Origin of the sequence: Butyricimonas faecihominis, assembly GCF_033096445.1 — a bacterium.
In the GTDB taxonomy this organism is placed as follows: domain Bacteria; phylum Bacteroidota; class Bacteroidia; order Bacteroidales; family Marinifilaceae; genus Butyricimonas; species Butyricimonas faecihominis.
This window is the reverse complement of the sequence record NZ_AP028155.1, coordinates 540,173-559,057: the sequence shown is the minus strand read 5'-3', so window position 1 is coordinate 559,057 and position 18,885 is coordinate 540,173. Positions and strand designations below refer to the sequence as shown.

At 35.3% G+C, this 18,885-nt stretch carries 17 protein-coding genes; 1 reads left to right on the top strand and 16 read right to left on the bottom strand.

Annotated elements, in window-relative coordinates:
- Positions 1 to 78: 78 nt before the first annotated feature.
- The 16 genes from htpG to R8806_RS02280 all read right to left on the bottom strand — a co-directional run bounded on the left by htpG (position 79) and on the right by R8806_RS02280 (position 17,084).
- Positions 79 to 2,130: a molecular chaperone HtpG gene (gene htpG, locus R8806_RS02355; RefSeq protein WP_124318128.1), complete on the bottom strand. Its 2,052-nt coding sequence runs from the start codon at positions 2,128 to 2,130 to the stop codon at positions 79 to 81.
- Positions 2,131 to 2,316: 186 nt separating this feature from the next.
- A complete protein-coding gene (locus tag R8806_RS02350) occupies positions 2,317 to 2,724 on the bottom strand; it encodes a type II toxin-antitoxin system VapC family toxin (RefSeq protein ID WP_124318241.1) in 408 nt (135 codons plus the stop codon).
- Positions 2,721 to 2,951 carry a DUF6364 family protein gene (locus tag R8806_RS02345; protein WP_124318240.1) on the bottom strand — a complete coding sequence of 77 codons (231 nt, stop codon included), beginning with the start codon at positions 2,949 to 2,951 and terminating at the stop codon, positions 2,721 to 2,723. Before R8806_RS02345 ends, R8806_RS02350 begins: the two co-directional genes overlap by 4 nt.
- A gap of 119 nt (positions 2,952 to 3,070) precedes the next feature.
- A complete protein-coding gene (locus tag R8806_RS02340) occupies positions 3,071 to 3,658 on the bottom strand; it encodes a sugar transferase (RefSeq protein ID WP_124318239.1) in 588 nt (195 codons plus the stop codon).
- Positions 3,655 to 4,869 carry a DegT/DnrJ/EryC1/StrS family aminotransferase gene (locus R8806_RS02335; RefSeq protein WP_124318238.1) on the bottom strand — a complete coding sequence of 405 codons (1,215 nt, stop codon included), beginning with the start codon at positions 4,867 to 4,869 and terminating at the stop codon, positions 3,655 to 3,657. The genes R8806_RS02340 and R8806_RS02335 overlap by 4 nt, the downstream gene beginning before the upstream one ends.
- A 92-nt stretch (positions 4,870 to 4,961) precedes the next feature.
- Complete coding sequence (locus R8806_RS02330) at positions 4,962 to 5,972, bottom strand: glycosyltransferase family 2 protein (RefSeq protein ID WP_151411447.1); 1,011 nt, start codon at positions 5,970 to 5,972, stop codon at positions 4,962 to 4,964.
- Positions 5,973 to 5,975: 3 nt separating this feature from the next.
- Entirely contained in the window at positions 5,976 to 7,250 is a 1,275-nt protein-coding gene (locus R8806_RS02325) for a nucleotide sugar dehydrogenase (RefSeq protein WP_124318159.1), read from the bottom strand.
- Positions 7,251 to 7,262: 12 nt separating this feature from the next.
- The gene (locus R8806_RS02320; protein ID WP_124318158.1) at positions 7,263 to 8,378 is read right to left on the bottom strand and encodes a polysaccharide pyruvyl transferase family protein; all 1,116 of its coding nucleotides are present in this window, start codon (positions 8,376 to 8,378) and stop codon (positions 7,263 to 7,265) included.
- Positions 8,375 to 9,538 (bottom strand): glycosyltransferase family 4 protein, encoded by a 1,164-nt coding sequence (locus tag R8806_RS02315; protein WP_151411446.1) that lies wholly within the window; start codon positions 9,536 to 9,538, stop codon positions 8,375 to 8,377. Before R8806_RS02315 ends, R8806_RS02320 begins: the two co-directional genes overlap by 4 nt.
- A 1-nt stretch (position 9,539) precedes the next feature.
- Positions 9,540 to 10,388 (bottom strand): FAD-binding protein, encoded by an 849-nt coding sequence (locus R8806_RS02310; RefSeq protein ID WP_151411445.1) that lies wholly within the window; start codon positions 10,386 to 10,388, stop codon positions 9,540 to 9,542.
- 53 nt (positions 10,389 to 10,441) lie between these two features.
- Positions 10,442 to 11,419 carry an ATP-grasp fold amidoligase family protein gene (locus tag R8806_RS02305; protein ID WP_151411444.1) on the bottom strand — a complete coding sequence of 326 codons (978 nt, stop codon included), beginning with the start codon at positions 11,417 to 11,419 and terminating at the stop codon, positions 10,442 to 10,444.
- Between the two features lie 108 nt (positions 11,420 to 11,527).
- Positions 11,528 to 12,775 carry an O-antigen polymerase gene (locus R8806_RS02300; RefSeq protein ID WP_124318184.1) on the bottom strand — a complete coding sequence of 416 codons (1,248 nt, stop codon included), beginning with the start codon at positions 12,773 to 12,775 and terminating at the stop codon, positions 11,528 to 11,530.
- A gap of 231 nt (positions 12,776 to 13,006) precedes the next feature.
- A complete protein-coding gene (locus tag R8806_RS02295; RefSeq protein ID WP_151411443.1) occupies positions 13,007 to 14,101 on the bottom strand; it encodes a sugar-transfer associated ATP-grasp domain-containing protein in 1,095 nt (364 codons plus the stop codon).
- A gap of 38 nt (positions 14,102 to 14,139) precedes the next feature.
- On the bottom strand, positions 14,140 to 15,618 hold the full coding sequence (locus tag R8806_RS02290) for a lipopolysaccharide biosynthesis protein (protein ID WP_151411442.1): 1,479 nt from the start codon (positions 15,616 to 15,618) through the stop codon (positions 14,140 to 14,142).
- Positions 15,619 to 15,862: 244 nt separating this feature from the next.
- Positions 15,863 to 16,555: a hypothetical protein gene (locus tag R8806_RS02285; RefSeq protein ID WP_124317649.1), complete on the bottom strand. Its 693-nt coding sequence runs from the start codon at positions 16,553 to 16,555 to the stop codon at positions 15,863 to 15,865.
- 4 nt (positions 16,556 to 16,559) lie between these two features.
- A complete protein-coding gene (locus tag R8806_RS02280) occupies positions 16,560 to 17,084 on the bottom strand; it encodes a UpxY family transcription antiterminator (RefSeq protein ID WP_124317648.1) in 525 nt (174 codons plus the stop codon).
- A gap of 427 nt (positions 17,085 to 17,511) precedes the next feature.
- On the opposite strand from R8806_RS02280, the gene miaB reads away from it, so the two are divergent.
- A complete protein-coding gene (gene miaB / locus R8806_RS02275; protein ID WP_124317647.1) occupies positions 17,512 to 18,843 on the top strand; it encodes a tRNA (N6-isopentenyl adenosine(37)-C2)-methylthiotransferase MiaB in 1,332 nt (443 codons plus the stop codon).
- Positions 18,844 to 18,885: the final 42 nt, after the last annotated feature.

The window sequence follows — 18,885 nt, the reverse complement described above, 5'->3', positions numbered from 1 at the left end:
ATTTATACGAAATTCGTCAACGAAAGTAGTGATTATTTTTGAAAAAATTAAGCCGGACGACCTGTCCGGCTTAATTTTTTATTTAATCAGTTCAACACTTCGTTTTACAAACCTGTTCAGCGCCTCGCCTTTCAGTAGCCCGTTCGCTAACAACGCCAAGTCAATTAACTGACCAACAACCTTGTTACCTTTCCCGTACTCCTCCAGCAACGAGTTCTTTTGCTTGTTCAGATCGGCTATTGTCTTACTATACTCACTCTTCCGATCTTTATCCACTTGAGGAATCTCCTCGTCTTTCTTACCCTTATTCAACTCGTCCAGTTCTGCCTGTTTCTTTTCAGTCTCCTTGATCTCGAAATTAATCGGCTCCAACTGAGCACTCATTTCCTCTTTCTCGTTCTCTAGGATTGCGTTCACCAACTTATGATCCGTGTTTACCACCAAAGTGTACTGATCGCCCATTGCCCCGTAGAATCCCATTCCCGGATTCATGGCTGCCATCTCTTTCATACGACGCATGAACTCAGAACGTGTCACGATCACCGGATCACCATTCTCACCCATAGCCTCGAAATTAACCATAAACATTCCTTCCTCCTTCGGTAACTGGGAAGTAAACACGGCACGCAATTCCTCTTGTTCCTCGTGACTCAAAGCAACCTCTTTCGTCTCTTCCTTCGGGATCAACTTGTCGATAACATCCGAATCCACCCGTACAAAACGGTGATCGGAGTTCTTTTGTTCCAAATGGTTGATAAAATGTGTATCCAATTGACCATCCATCAACAACACATCATATCCCTTACCCTTAGCAGTCTCGATATACGTGTACTGTTCTTTAGCATCCGTGGCATACAGGAACACCACCTTATTATCTTTATCCGTCTGGTTGGCTTTGATCAAGTTCTCGTACTCTTCATACGTGAAGTATTTCCCTTCCGTGTTCTTGAACAAGAAGATACTCTTGGCTCTCTCTGCGAATTTCTCATCCGTCAACATACCATATTGGATGAAAATTTTCAAATCATCCCACTTCTTCTCGTAGTCTTCCCGCTTATTCGTGAAAATATCATTCAAACTATCAGCCACCTTCTTCGTGATATGACTTGAAATCTTCTTCACGTTACGATCGCTCTGTAAATAAGAACGGGACACGTTCAACGGAATATCCGGTGAATCGATCACACCATGCAACAACGTCAAGTACTCCGGCACAATTCCTTCCACGGAATCCGTCACGTACACTTGATTGCTATATAATTGAATCTTGTTCTTCTGAATCTCGAACTTGTTGTCGATCTTCGGAAAATACAATATACCCGTCAAGTTAAAAGGATAATCCACGTTCAAGTGAATATGGAACAACGGATCTTGAGCCATCGGGTACAATTCGCGATAGAACTTCTCGTAATCCTCCTCCGTCAGATCAGCCGGTTTACGGGTCCATGCCGGATTCGTATCATTGATCACGTTATCTTCCGTCGTATCTTTGTATTCCCCGTCCTTCCACTCTTTCTTCTTTCCGGAAATAATCTCTATCGGCAAGAACTTGCAATACTTGGTCAGCAATTCATTCACCTTAGCATCTTCCAAAAAATCCTTCTCTTCCTCGCTGATATACATGATAATATCCGTACCTCTCTCGGCCTTTTCCGTCTCCTCCAACGTGTATTCCGGATTTCCCTCGCATGACCATTTTACAGCCTTCGCCCCCTCTTTATAAGATTTCGTCACGATCTCCACCCGGTCACTCACCATGAACGAAGAATAGAAACCTAACCCGAAATGCCCGATAATGGCCGCGGCGTTATCCTTGTATTTGTTCATGAACTCCTCCGCACCGGAAAAAGCGATCTGGTTGATATACTTCTCCACTTCCTCTTGCGTCATACCGATACCGTTATCCGATACCGTCAGCGTCCCTGCCGCTTTGTCAGCCTTCACCCTTACCTTCAACTCACCAAGTTCACCTTTAAACTCCCCGTTCGAAGCCAATACTTTCATTTTTTGAGAAGCATCCACCGCATTCGAAACAATCTCTCTCAAAAAGATCTCGTGATCCGAGTATAAAAATTTCTTGATAATCGGGAACAAATTCCCTGTTGAAACTCCAATCTTTCCTGTTGACATAACTCTATATTTTTAATTTAATTATACTTCAAATTTTACGACAACTAAATGACAATAGTTATGCCAAACCCAAATTCCTGCCGATTTGACAGCTACATCTTCACCTACTACAACTTTTTCATCGTACAAAAATACCCCGAACTTTCATCCGGGGTACTATCTCTTTTTACAAACAATCACAAATTATCAAACTAATAATTCCGATGGTTGTAGAACCGGCAATGTGGACAATTTAAAATCTTTTACATTTCGAGTTACAATTGCTTCGATTTTTCTATTCTGCAAAGCAGAAAAATATTGTATTGCATCCTCAAAATCACCAAATTCAGAATCAAGAGATAAACGAATTATTTTCCCATTTACAGGAAGAATTCCCACGTATTTAGACAATTCTTTCAAACTTTCTATCGTTCTCTCATGCCCCAAATATCGTCGAATAATGTAATATATATTCGAATATGACAAGGAGGATATATACACGCAAATTTCACCACGCCCTGCAGCATCCATAAGATTTGAAGCCGCTTCCGCAAATTCACCACGATTTGCCAACATATCAATGACGACATTTGTATCTACACAATAATGCTTCATTTTTCCAAAGATCTATTTTTCAATTCCTCTTTATAATCAAAATTTTCTGGAAGATTAACAATTCCCCTTAATTTTGAAGAAACAGGCTTGTCTTTTACCTCTGTTCCAAGCAAGCTTTTTAATTGCTTTTCGACGACCTCCGTGATCGTCCGACCTTTAGATTTTGCATATTTTTTCAACTGCTCAAAAAGACTCAAATCAACCTCTATTGTTGCTTTTGTACTCATAACGTAAACATTTTTACAAATATAGGAAACTTTCATACAAAAAACAATAGCCCTCAAAACAAAATACCCCGAACTTTCATCCGGGGTACTATCTCTTTTTCAATCACGTAATCCCTACATCATTTAACGATCTTCATCAACGTCAAAAATATAATTTTAAAATACTCTTTCAAACATCGATTATTTATATACTTCATGTTATACCGTATCTTATCCGGCATAATTTGCTCCACATAAGCCCGGTCCGGATCACTTGCCTGTCCCAAGATTGTATTTTCATCCGCATACTCGATAGAAGCATAATCCGTTATACCCGGAACAACCGCCAACACTTTATGTTGCTCGACAGTGTACATATCCACGTACTTCCTCACCTCCGGTCTCGGTCCTACCAAACTCATCTCTCCTCGCACCACGTTCAACAACTGCGGCAACTCGTCCAGTTTATACTTTCTCAGGAAATACCCGACCCGTGTTACCCGTGAATCCTTTGCCCCCACGGTTATCAACCCCTTCTTATCCGCCCCGCTTGCCATGGATCGAAACTTAAACAACCGGAAATCCTTACCATCCCGCCCCACTCGCACCTGACGATAAAACACACCTCCCCGACTATCCAACACGATACATAAAGCTATAATCACAAAAATGGGTGATAGAACTATCAAGCCCAATAAAGAAAAGAAAACATCACAAAAGCGTATCACGCTAAAACCTCTTCTACAGAACAAATAACAGCATCAATAACCGTTTTTACCATCTCCTCACTCAACCCATACCACACTGGTAAAGAAATCTCCCGGCAATAATTATCGTAAGCAACCGGATAATCTTCAATCTTATACCCCTTATTCTTAAATGCACTCAACAAAGGCAAGGGTTGAAAATGCACGTTTACCGAGACATCCTTGTCAAAAATCCGCTGAATAATCTCATCCCGTTGTTGCTCCGTGATTCCCTTCACCCGCAAACAGTACACGTGATAAGAACTCTTCCGGTCTTCCGTTTCATAAATCGGCAATTCTGCCCACCCATATCGGGCAAAAGCATCAGTGTATTGATCATATATACACTTCCGATAATGCAAAGTATCATCCTCGTAACGAGACAACTCCACCAAACCGATAGAAGCCATAATATCCGTCATATTCCCCTTAAAACCGGACACAAGCACATCATAACGCCACGCCCCCCTTTTCGTCTTGGCCAACGCATCTTTATTTTGTCCATGCAAAGTATATGTACATAAATACCTATACACCTCCTCGTTATCAAAAGGCTCCGGCAAATTCAACATGATCGCTCCACCCTCCGCCGTGGTCAGATTCTTCACCGCATGGAAAGAGAACACCGAAACATCAGCCAGGCATCCCGCTTTCCGCCCCTTATATTCCGCCCCTATCGAATGAGCCGAGTCCGACAAAATTAAAATCCGTCCCAACTTCCTCTGCTCTTCCGTCTTCGCCTGAAACAACGTTTTTACATCCTCAGCCTCCACCAATTCAAACAACTCATCATACGCACACGGCATACCTCCCAAATCAACAGGCATAATCACCTTTGTCTTATCCGTGATCGCCTCCCTCACTTTCTCCAAACACACGTCAAAATCATCCGCATTCACATCCACCATCACCGGTTTCGCCCCACAATGCACGATAACATTCGCCGTGGCACAATACGTGTACGCCGGCACAATCACCTCATCCCCCTCCTGTACTCCAAACCACCGCAGTACAACTTCAAGCCCCACAGTATTCGAGTTCACAGCCAACGTCGCCTTGTTTCCACAATACGCTGTCAGTCTCCGTTCAAACTCCTTCGTCTTTGGTCCCGTCGTAATCCAACCGGACTTCAAGGTATCAACAACCTCATCAATGACCTTCTGGTCAATTCTTGGTGGTGAAAATGGTATCATATAAAAAAAATTACAACATTAAAGAAGGTTTATCACATGTAGAATATTATTTCCAATATTTACATACCACAAATCTGATATATGTAAAAAATTTATCTATTGCTTACTACAGAAAAGGAACTTTTAAAAATCACCTTAAAAATTCCAACTAAATATCCCCAACCATAACTTACATGTATCATGAAGAATATAAAAGGTAAGAGCATCACTCCACCTAATCTTTTTATTTTCCGTATATTACTCAATGCAAAATAAAATGCGAGACACCAATATAAACTCACTACTAATATATAAATATATACCAATGAAGTAAATATACTAAACACTCCACCTACAATTAAACCAATAACAAACAACACAGGAAAAAATTGTCGAATAGTAGTAGGTTTTCTCAACTTTATATTTACTAATGGTTTAAATAACCCATATTGATAAAACATTTTTATTACTTTTTTTATCGAATCTCGGGCATAATAATCTATAATAACCTCTGGTATTAAATAAATACAACCACCCTCTTTAATAATCCGCCCATTAAATTCGTCATCTTGATTACGAATTAATTCTTCATCAAAAAGCCCTACTTTATCAAATACTTCTTTTCTAAAACAACCAAAAGGCACCGTATCTACTTTTTTTACATCTTTTATTCCTATTCTAAAATAGGAGTTTCCCATACCGAAAGGACTACTTAAAGCACAAGCAATTGCAACACAAACATTCGTATTATTAACAGGTAGTGTTCTACATATACCGCCAACATTATCTGCTCTCAACTCTTCAAGGTATTTAACCAATATTGAGAAATAATTATTAGGATAAATAGCATGTGCATCTAAACGAAAAATAATCGAACCTTTTGCTGCAGTAACCCCTATATTTAAAGCAGTGGGAGTAATTTTTTTAGGATTATCCAATAATTTAATGAAAGGATATAAAGACATAAATTGCTGTACAACATCGCGAGTTCCATCTAAACTCATCCCATCAACAAACAATACTTCCAAACTATCTTTAGGATAATCCTGCGCTACAATTGACTCTATACACCCTTTAATATACCTCACTTCATTGTATATCGGGCAAACAATAGATAACATCATTAATTATAATCTTGCATCAACAATTTTTCTAGGAAGAACACCTTTCACATCATAAACAACCCCATTTTCTGACGCTAGAAGAGAACGAATATCAAGATTTAGAAACTCATCATGAGCAACAGCAAGAATAATAGAATCATATTTCTCTCTACCTGAGAGAACATTAATTATTTCAAGACTATATTCATGACGAACGGCATCAATATCTGCCCACGGATCGTAAATAGTAATATTATTCGTATACTCCTCGAACGTATGATAAATGTCAACGATTTTCGTATTACGAATATCAGGACAATTTTCCTTAAATGTAATACCAAGAATCAAAATTCTAGAATCCTTTACTATTACCCCTTTTTTGTTCATGCATTTAATAGTTTGGTTTGCTACGTACGCCCCCATACCATCATTCAAACGACGAGCATTTGACATAACTCGAGGTAAAACGCCATAAACCTGGGCTTTCTGAATTAAATAATACGGGTCTACACTTATACAATGTCCACCTACAAGCCCTGGACTTAATTTTATAAAATTCCACTTACTGGAAGCGGCATCAATTACATCGTGAGTATCAATCTCCATCGCATTAAAAATTTTTGCTAATTCATTCATAAAAGCGATATTAACATCACGCTGTGAGTTCTCTATTATCTTAGAAGCCTCGGCAACTTTAATAGAAGAAGCTTTATGAGTTCCATTTTCAAGTACAGAATTATAAATCTTATCAACAACCTCTGCAATCTCTGGAGTCGAGCCCGATGTAACTTTCTTAATCTTCTCTACAGTATGTTCCTTATCTCCAGGATTAATCCGTTCTGGGCTATAACCAGCAAAGAAATCTTGATTAAACTTTAATCCTGATACCCGTTCCACTACAGGTAAACATTCTTCTTCTGTGACTCCCGGATATACTGTTGACTCATATACTACTATATCTCCTTTTGAAATAACTTTTCCAACAGTTTCACTTGCACCCCACAAAGGTTTAAGATCAGGACGGTTATTCTCATCTACAGGAGTTGGAACGGCAACTATATAAAAATTACAATCACTAATTTCATCGATACGGGTCGTACACTTAAAACCATGATTATGGATAGCATCTTGTAATAAATCATCCGCCACCTCTAACGTCACATCATGTCCTGACATCAAGGTATCTACTCGCCTTTGATTCATATCAAAACCAACAGTTAAATACTTAGTTGAAAAAAGACGAGCCAAAGGTAATCCAACGTAACCGAGACCGATTACAGCAATTTTTATTTTATTCATAAATTTAATTTATTATTTTTCAATACTATTAATAAGAAATTGAAATGAATCCTTCCGTAATCTAAAGATCTCTTCGTTTACACTCTCATAATTAATCGGAAGATTTATTTCTTCTAACGTCATTGACGGAGAATATATGCGATTTTGTAAGCCAAGCAGTTGTAAAATACTCAATACTCTCTCGTCTTTTCCTGTATCACCAGTAAGAATAGCTATAAATGGCTTGTTAAGAATAATCGACAATGCGATACAATGGAATGAAGCAGATACAACGAGTTCCGCATAATTTATACAACTAACAAATTCAGATGGAGACATCGCATACTTTACACAAGTATGACTAGATAAGAAATCTAACAAAGATGTTGCCCGAGCCAATTTATAATGTTTAAAATACTGTATATCATAGCCTGTTTGATTAAAAAATCGCTCTACTTGCCCTGGTTGATTCGTATAAGTAAATATATACTTACTACGTGGTCGATTTAATAAAAATCGTTGCCACTCTTCTCTACTTAATAAGAAGACTGGATCTAAAACCAATTCGGCACACCGACCTGATAGCTCTCGAACTAAATTCACTGCATAACGTTCACGAACCGAAATATATTTTATTTTCAAAAGATTGTACTTGTACTCCTTGCGTAAATCCTTAGGAACAGAGCTTAACCCAAAACTTGATGAATAAGAAATTTTTTTTTCATCATCAGTGACAAAATCTAACAAAAAAGCAAAATCTCGACCATTATTTTCATAATTCCATACTTGATCACTACCAACAATAAATTTATCATATTTATCATTTAATACTTTTGCTTCTGCTGATGAGTGATAAATAGAAGCTGTGCAGTGTAAATATCTACGATAAAATTTATTAAATCGGTATTTACGTAAACACATAAAAGGCGTTCCTAAAAAATAAAGAAAAGCTGATTTTAATTTTCTTGCTTTTAGGCTACACCAAACATGATAACTCATATTGTAAGCGTTACTTCGATACGTATTCCGGTAATCAATATATTCACAAACATACCCTTTTCGAGTCAAAGCCTCCTGTAAGGCAAAAGCTTGAAGTGCAGCCCCATAGTTAGCTGCATTATGAAATGACAATAATGCTATTTTTTTCATTTTCCAACTATACTCTTGTATATATTATAATACTTTTGGGCAATTTCACCCCAACTAAATTGCTCTTTCAGATCAATTCTTGCAATACGTCCTACAATATCGTTATATTCTGTAATAATCAATTCTATTTTATTAGCAATATCTACAACATTAAAGGCTTCCACATGATATCCAATATAGCCTTCAGAAAAATACCCATCAAATCCTTGTCCTTTGGCATAGACAATAGGCAAATTTTGAGTCAAAGCCTCAACATAAACAAGTCCAAATGTTTCTGGCTTTGAAGGCATAACGAATATATGACTTTCACGAAATAACATTTTCAAATCTCGCTTATTCATGTAATTCTCTAAATGTACCCAATCATATTGGTTAGCAATAGTTTCTATCTCTTGAAGGTATCTTTTATTTTCATTTCTAAAAGGCAATCCTCTACCTACTGCCTTAATATCAATATTGTATCCTTTATCTCTGAGCATAGCGATAGCTAAAATAATTTCCTTGAGCCCTTTCCCTTTAACAAAAGCAGAAGCAAAAATAACATGTATTGCCCCGGATAAATTTTGGCAACCAAATACTCTATCATTCAGAAACAAAGGATCAATCCCATTAGGAATATTCACTACCTTTTTTTCAGCATTTTTTTTATAAACAAAGGGGATTCTTTCTCGAATAAACTTTTTTTGATATTGTGGACAAATAAATATTACTTGAGAAGCTCCCTTAAATATTTTAAAAAAATAATTTATACGCCAACGAAAATATTTATAATACAATTCCATATCAGTGTTCCTAACAGCACAGATATAAGGTATTTTATATCTTTTATTCAATTCATGAGCGACGGCTCCATTTACACAAAGAGTTGCTGCATGAATTAAATCTATTTCATCGATGTTAATAGAAGAAGTTATCGCCTTTAAAATCGTAGAAATTTTAAATTGATACAAGAATTTATGATAAGACTTTAATGCTATGGAATAAATAATTTTTGATCCTGACACCTGAAAATCAATCAAATGATTTCCTATTCTATTATGATTACTAACATTAAGAGGAACAAAAATAGTTTGTTGTATACCTAAACTATCTAATGCCACAAAAAGATTTTTATACACCTCTGTTCCCCCGTATGAATCTACAATATGAAGTACATGCATCTTACTTGAAGAATCGAATTTCTATTTTATATCTTGAAAAGAACACTTTATGCCATCTAATAGCCTTCCCAATTAAAACCTCAATATCTCCTACTTTGGCATTATCTATATTTGATATCCAATTAGATGTTTTTTTTGAAAAAATGGCACCACCATATCTTGTACCTCTAAGTAATCTCATAATCACTGGATTCATAAGACAGAATACAGATCCACAACTTGGTTTATCTGCAGACAAATATCTTTGAGAATAAGCCAATCTTTCCTTAATCAATCTGTTAGTTATATCAACATCTTGTTTGATAAATTTAAATCTTGCACTCAAAATAACCGTATTTAAACTTTGAAAAGGAGAACTCCGATATAAATATCCATCATTCCCATACATGTTTTTTATCTGCATATCAGCAATATCCAAATACCTCACAGATTCAATATAGTCTGAAATAGAACGTTTTATTTTTCGTCCTCTCCCTGCATTCATGTATACAGCTCCCCCCACACTTGATGGTACTGAAGCAAGATATTCAATACCTCCTAAAGAAAATTCCTTTATTTTTTCAAGTAAAGATTGAATTCGTACAGATGCACCACATTCCAATATACCATCCTCACAAAATGACATATTTGTATTAAAGGACATTAAATATACTATAGGACGTTCAATTCTTGCTCCAAAGACGATATTACTTCCTGCAGATAACAAATAAAATGCAGTATCTTCTTTTTTTAATTTTCGAAAAATAGCCAGTAATTCGTCCACATTCTCCGGTTCATACATTATCCTAGCGATAGAATGTAATTTCATTGTATTATACCGATACAAATCTATTTCATTATATATTTTCATGAATTCCTATTAAATATTTTAATATTATTCAAAATCAAACTAAACACTCAGATTCAATAAAATTTGGGATTTAATTCTCTAATTTTCTTAGTTCCTGATAAATCAATCCAATTTCCTAGTTTCAAAATTTTATCACCATAAGTTCCACAAAACATATCGAATCCAGGAGTAAAAGTCATCTCTCCAAAAATTGGCTTTCCCCCAACTTCATAAAAATCGAGTCGCACAAAAGGAAAGGGAGAAGATAATTTTCGTGCTACCTGAACCATCTCGTCAAATGATTTTGGTCGAGGAAAATCTTGACTTTCATCTTCCTTATAAACTATACGTTCCCATGACATTGTATAATAATGATCAAGGTATGTATGTTCTTCAATACTCCTATTCCCAACAAGATTAATCAAACGTGGTTCTCCATTAAAGCAAAAAAATTTATAATCAGGTAACGCTTTTGTCGGATCCTCCTCATTAATTAAATACCTTTCAACAATGATTTGCGGTTTAATTCCTACATAATGAGGTTGACCTGTACGAACTCCATATTTATCCTTCATGACTTTTTTTAAACCCGAATAAATTCGTTTTTTATTTACAGCCTCCTTGTTTTTAACAAGATAAACACCTTCACCTCCTCCACAATGGTTTGTTTTCACCACAAATGATCTAGGTGCATTTGTAAACAATGTATTCATATCAGGAAGACTATCATATGTTGCATAAACTTTATTCAAGATATTTCCATATCCCATTCGTGCTATATAACTCCGAACTTTCACTTTATCTGTCAATTCTGTCCATATTGACGTATCTGTACAATATAACATCCAATATATTTTTTCATGTAATGATATCGGATTCTCCAAATCCATTCTTCTTCCATAAACCCATTTATGATTATGTGCTGGATATCTATATGGATGCGCTGCAGTAATGCGAGCTAACACGTGATGACATATCAAATCTAAAGGGTACGCTAAAGTTCTAGTTACTTTATTACCACGTATAATTTTTATAATTCTACTGAATTTCATAATTATATTATATATCTTATTATTTTAAATATCTTGATTAATAAAAAAATTCACATCTCTGCTAAAAAACAAACTAACCACAAATAATTAATATCCAAATTCATAAAATTATAGATGAGGCACTATTTTGCGTTGTGGAGCATTTGTTATACTAGGCATAAACATTACAATAAGACATAAAATAAACATTCCATGAGTTAACAAACAGACTGTAAAAAAAGAACTGATCATGTTATAAGTAATAATAAAAGCCGCATAGAAGGTAATCCCATAATCTTTACCTCTAAATATGGATTCTACATATTTAAAAAAAATCGTATAAACAAAAGGATATATAAATACCCCCCAAATACCAAGATTTATATAAGCATCAGAAAATAGTCCATTATTTGCACAAGTTCGACTTGTACGCCAAAAACCACCAATAACATATGCAATGTCTGTCTTATTGACTACTGGATTAAAATAAAGAGGACCATACTCAATAGCATAATTATAATAATATGTATCCAACAAAGATGGAATATATAATATCCTACGTATTAAAATATCAGAAATAAAATAACTCCCCAAAAATGAAAATTCAAATAAAGCAACTATACAAAGAAAAATTAAACCGATTGATAATTTTGATAACAAATATTTAGAGTGCAAATAATAGAGTCCCAAACAAAGAAACAAATTCAGAAAAGTTGATTTCATTCCATTTACACCAAAACTCAAAAGTATTGCCAAAACAATAAATAGTACAATAACTCTTTTCTTTTGTCCTACATAGAAAATTAATAATAAAGGAAGAACCTTAGCTGCAGCACTATGAATGTATCCTAATACGATTGGGATATCATAATCTCGTGCCTCCCTACGTAAATCATAGACATCCATTAGTGAAAAATGTAGACGAAAATGGGCATAGTAACCCGACAAAAAAACGATAACAGCGACAAAAATAAAGGTAACCCCATTTATAAATAATGTATTTTTACCAAGGTAAGGAATTCGAAATGATGGTACAACTCTAAGTAATACAAAAATAAGAGACCAATAAATAGTTTGTAAAACAATAAATTCCCAGGGTTGAGCATTACACGCAATGAATGACGTGAAAGGAATGACCTTAAACAAAAACAACATCGCTACCACAAAAGATATAAAACTAGTTTCTTTTTTCAAGAATGGATAAACGCACCACGTTAAAATCAAAAGTATTCCCCAAGAAAAAACGTAAACACTCTCACTTCTATTTATAATTAAACTATCATAACTAAAAAATGGAGAAATCGTGCTAACGTACAATTTATCCAACAATACTCGATATATTGTTATTATCAGCACAAATACCAATTTCCTTGCCATTTAAATTACTAATAATTTTATTAACAACATGATAAATCTAACACGTAAACTCATAAAATACATATGAAACCAATATTATCCTTATAGCATATCAGATATTAATTCCACAATAAATTACTAAGAATTCAGCAGATCAAGGAAATAATAAAATTCTGAAATAATATTAAAATTGATCCCTAAGAAATCTACACTTTGAAGGTACACTAATAAGATCTTAATTTTCAATTAAAATCATACGTACCAAAAGCGTTTGGAATCAATTCTCATCACATAATTAATCACCTCTTCCGTTCTGTCTTTTAAAAAAGGTCCATTAAAAGGTTGATGATATTCTAAATTTTGAGAATCAAGATTCAATTCTATTATTCGAATATTATTGTTAATATCTATAGTGACATCCCATGCAACAAATTTTACAAATGGAATTTTTCCATGTTGTTCTGTCACAACATTTTTAATTTTTTCATAAGAAGTAATCTTCTCTCCTTTAAAAGAAATCATCGAGGGAGCTTTATAAAAACGTTGAAAACCTTTATTTAAACCATATTCATGTAATTTTCCATCACTTTTCACTCCTATATACACCCCTCCCGTACACACATTATCATTTTTACGTTGAGACGAAGACATTCTCATATAAGAAGATACAACTGATACGGAGCCATTCAAATTTATTGTAAACACCCGTATAGTATTTACAGAATATGGATTATACCGAGACAATTCATCCGATATTTTTAATGTCTGCTGGCAAATCAAATCTTCGGATGTTTCTAAAATTTCTGAAATAATTTTATTTTTTTCTTCATCATTATTTTTAGATAAATCATAAAAACAAACACCATTCCCTCCTCCAAAATTTGTTGAATACTTTTTTACAAATTCTCGATTATTCCATAGAATATCTCTTGCACATTCTTTTGATATAATTTGGTCATTCTCATCATAAATTACTCCTTCTATAATATTTATCAACGTATGAGGTAAATACTCACTACTAACAAATTTATGTAAAAATCCCTTATGAGACAACATGTTTCTATACTGTAATGGATTCAAGATAAATTCGATACCACTCCATATATCCTGAGGAATATAATAAGGCGAAAAACCGTTTTCAAATGACTTATAAAAACTGAACCAGTCATAATTGTACTTCAATTTCAATTTTTTCCATACCTCATCCACCATTTTTTTTTCAGTCGTTGTTAACTTAATTTTGGGCTTACAGACATTTTTAAGATATTTATCTAATTTAAATTTACAATAACGATAAATCAATTTGTTAAAAAATATATTAAATGCTTTCTTCAAAAAAGATTTCATATTAATAGTTTTACGTTACAATACTTCAAATCATCTATTTATAAATGCATTTTAGTTGATTTCAATTTAACAAACAATTGTTTCATTTCATTATAAAAAATCTGAAACTCTTTGACAAGAAAATATCTAGAAATCAACGTATATGAAAAACAGTACACTACTACTTTCATACATAATTCAATGAAAATGCATTCTAAAAATACATAATCACATAATACATAAGATATACATCCACATAGTAAACTAATCAATAATATATCCCCAATATTTAAAATTTGTTCTTTAAACCCATAACACGGCATTACTCTTCTTGTATAAAAAATACTTACAAGAAGAAATAATAAAGGAATTAGAACCGTTCCCACAATCATTAACCACCACAAATTTCCTATAAATGCGATCATCAATATTAAAAAGAAACCCAATAATTGTTTAACAAAACGGCTAAAAAAAAATAATTTAGAAAATCCTTGTGCTAATAAAATAGAATTATTTAATTGTATCGAAGACGATAACATCCCTCCCAAACAAGCTATTTGAAAGAATGGAACAGCTTCAACCCATTTTTCTGTATACAAAATGCGAAATAAAGGATCTGCTATAATAATTAACAATATCATCAAAGGAAAATTAATATACACTAAACATCGTGTTGTTTTTCGAAGACCATTTAATAATTTATCAGGTTCATCTTGCAATTTTGAAAAAATAGGAAATGTAACCTGCCCTACGATGGTTGTCAGAGTTTGATTAGGCACACTCTCTAAAGTTCTTGCTTGAGTATACAATCCTAATGTTTTAGATGAAAATGATCTCCCAATAATCAATGGTAATGTATTAGAATAAATAGTATCTATCAAATTTGATAATAAGATCATTGACCCGAAATTAAATTGTTGTTTTAATACTTTTATAGAAAAATAGCACGCAGGTTTCCAAGAAGAAGTCACAAATAACATTATTGATCTAATCAAACTAATAGTCAACATCTGAATTACTAAACTCCATACTCCTAGCGAACAAAAGGCACAAGCAACCCCTAAACAACATCCCAAAAATGAAGAAACGATAGAAACTATTCCTAAATATTTAAAATTCAATTCCCGTTTTATTTTCGCAATTTGGACAACACTCAATGAGTTCGTTAACAAGACAACACCAATGACACGTAATAAGAAGGTTAATAATGGTTCTTTATAGAAATTAGAAATGCAAGGAGCACTACAATATAGTAATAAATATAAAAGTAAGGCTATTACAATATTCACATAAAATGCCGTTGAATAATCTTCATCATTAATTGTTTTCTTTTGAATCAGAGCTGATGCAAATCCCCCATCAACAATAATATTAGCAACAGTAATAAAAATCAAAATCATCCCTATTAGACCAAAATCGTCAGGGTTTAATAAACGTGCTAAGAAAAAGTTAGATAAAAACATTATAAACATGTATCCAAATCTCTCCACAGCACTCCAAATCATCCCATAAATCGCTTTTTCTTTTAAATTTGTCATTTACTTATCACTCTTTTTTATATACGTTTTGTATACAACATATTCAAATTATTAACTATTTTTTGATTTACAAGAAAGAGATAATTAAACACATATTTCTTTTATTATCATTGCTTTTTACACCAATATGATGTTTTACCAAACAAACCACATCAATATGTTCGATTTTCACAAAGTTGAAATAGTCAATAACCAGCCACCCCGATCAAAGCAAAATACTTCATGATATATTTAACGATTTCAATTATAATTCAACACCTTTACCCTTCAATTCCCACATCCCCAATATCTCGAAACAAAAAGTTTCTCTACCCGCTATTCCGGTATTTTCTATAGAACCAATGATATTACTCAAAATCTCCTTCTCTTCTTTATTCCATCTCTCCAAAAACATCGTATCTTCTGACAAATTTTTAAAGCATCTCTCCGTCCGCAACCACTGCCACACTTGTTTTTGTTCCAGATTATCGTAATCTCCAGCAATTCCCTCCGCCATCTCCCAACACCACTCCTCCCCTGTAAAATAGTACCAATTACAAAGCAATCGACACACGTTAGGAGTTCTACCCGGAATCACGCTCTCCCCTTTCTCATCCACGGTCAATATCCGATAAGCCATATCCAACGCCTCATTCAAAAGATCCATATCCGAATATGTTTGATAAGCATCCATCAAATCAGCCACGTACCCTATCCTTTCGTCCAGCTCGATAGAGGTATCTTTCATTGCCTTAGACAATTCCTTGGCTATTTCACGTAACCGTTCATGAATTTCCTGCAATGTTCCATACTCCCATTCTAAAACGGGAGAAACCCGAACCAGCGCGTACACGGACAAATAACCATGTAGCAAATGAGATAATGACATTGCAGAACAATCCCTTACTCGTACATCCCGAATGGTCATGTACAAGTCATGAAAAAAATCATTCTTCATTCTTCTATTCTATCTTTTCCAGAAAACTACCAGGAATATACGCTGTAGCTAAAGACACGACCCCTTCCAGCCTTACGACCACTCTTTTATGACCTTTCACCCGGATCAATTCACCCTCGATCCCGGCAAAATCCCCTTTTATGACACGTACTTTATCGCCTTTTTTCAGATTCTCGTTCACCACCTCTACCATTTCTTTGGAGAAATCAAGCAAGAACATAAAATCATTCATCTGTTTATCGGGAACGATCAAGAAGTTACCCGTTTCCCGATCCCTCAAATAACGCATGTCAAAAGCATACTCTTGAATCAATGACATACAAGATTTAAAGGTCGTATGAATAAATACCAGATTAGGAATAACCGGTACTTCTATTAATTTATCAACACCATGAATCTTTCGTGCAATTTGTTGGAACGGAATGAAATTCTCGATCCCCATGCTATCCAAACGCTGTTTTATCTTTTTCTCCTGACGACAAGTATTTGCAACATACCAATGTAGCTCGCTATCGGACAATTTAAGCATTACATAATTTTTATTCATTCATTCTAGGACAAAGCTGCGCTTCCTGATCATCCACGGAGTGATCTTTGCCCGAAGAATTAAATAAGACGCCCTTTTCCTAAACGTCCGCCTCTTAAACAGAGAGGACCATATTAGACAAATGAACGGGGCAAATGTAGTTCATAAAGATTTTCAATGCAAATTTTCAAATACATTTTTCCTCAAAACTTAATAAATTCCTGAGTTTCATCAACTCTTACATCTCTTCGTTATCTCTTCGATATACTATCGATGAACACATGCTCTATAGGAACGAAGAGATAACGATAACATATACACTATATGTATTTCCAAGACAAACGAAAGTATGGTTTTGTATTTTTAAAAGAAAATAGAAAGCCCGTAGACTAAAATTCATTACCTTTGCCTCCTGCAAATAAAATCAGGAATGAAGGTAAAGAAATTTTATATCGAAACTTACGGTTGCCAGATGAACGTGGCAGACAGTGAAGTGGTTGCAGCCATCTTGGAAGACAAAGGATACCAACGGACGCAAGAAAAAAGTGAAGCAGACGTGATTCTGGTGAACACCTGTTCCGTGCGTGAAAATGCGGAACAACGGGTTCGCGGACGGGTACAAGGATTTTCCGAGGTAAAGAAAAAGAATCCACACGTGCTGGTCGCCATCATGGGATGTATGGCAGAACGTTTGGGGGAGGCTCTTTTTGAACAGGAGAAGAACGTGAACATCGTGGTTGGTCCCGATGCGTACATGGATCTCCCCTCTTTAATTGAGAAAGCCGAAAAAGGCGAGAAAGCCATCAATATTGAACTCTCTACCACAGAAACCTACAAGGACATCTGCCCTTCCCGAATTGACGAAACAGCCATATCCGGATTTGTTTCCATCATGCGGGGATGTAATAATTTCTGTACCTATTGTATCGTTCCATACACCCGGGGCCGCGAGCGTAGCCGAAGTCCCAGAAGTATTGTCAATGAAGTTCTAGACCTTCAATCCAAAGGTTACAAGGAAGTGACACTACTCGGTCAGAATGTAAATTCCTACCTCTGGCAGGGAGATAATCAGGAAGTGAATTTCCCGGCATTACTCGCCATGGTTGCCCAAACGGTACCCAACATGCGTATCCGTTTCGCCACGTCACACCCAAAAGATATGAATAATGATATTCTACGTGCAATAGCTACCCATTCCAATATTTGCAAACACATCCATCTACCCTTCCAATCCGGGAGTAATTCCGTACTGAAAGACATGAACCGAAAATATTCCCGTGAATGGTATCTTGACCGGATTCATGCCATCCGGGAGATCGTTCCTGATTGTGGAATTTCCACGGACGTGTTCGTCGGGTTCCACAATGAAAGCGAGGAAGATTACCAACAGACCCTCGCCTTGATGAAAGAGGTGATGTTCGACTCTGCTTTCATGTTCAAATACTCGGAACGTCCGGGTACCATGGCCTCCCGCAACTTGCCGGATAACGTGGACGAGGATGTAAAAGGACGTCGTTTGCAGGAACTCATTGATATGCAAGTGGAAATTTCTCACCAAAGCAACTTGAAAGACGTGGGCAAAGTATTCGAGGTACTTGTGGAAGGGGTTTCCAAGAAGAAATCGGATGAACTTTTCGGTCGCAGCAGCCAGAATAAGGTGATCGTCTTCCCTGATAACGGGGCTAAAGTCGGAGAACTCGTTCAGGTTCGTGTCACGGAATGTACCCCTGCAACCCTTATCGGTGAAGCAATAAATCAATAACCCTAATTGAAAATCGAAAATACTCAATTTTCAATTTTCAAT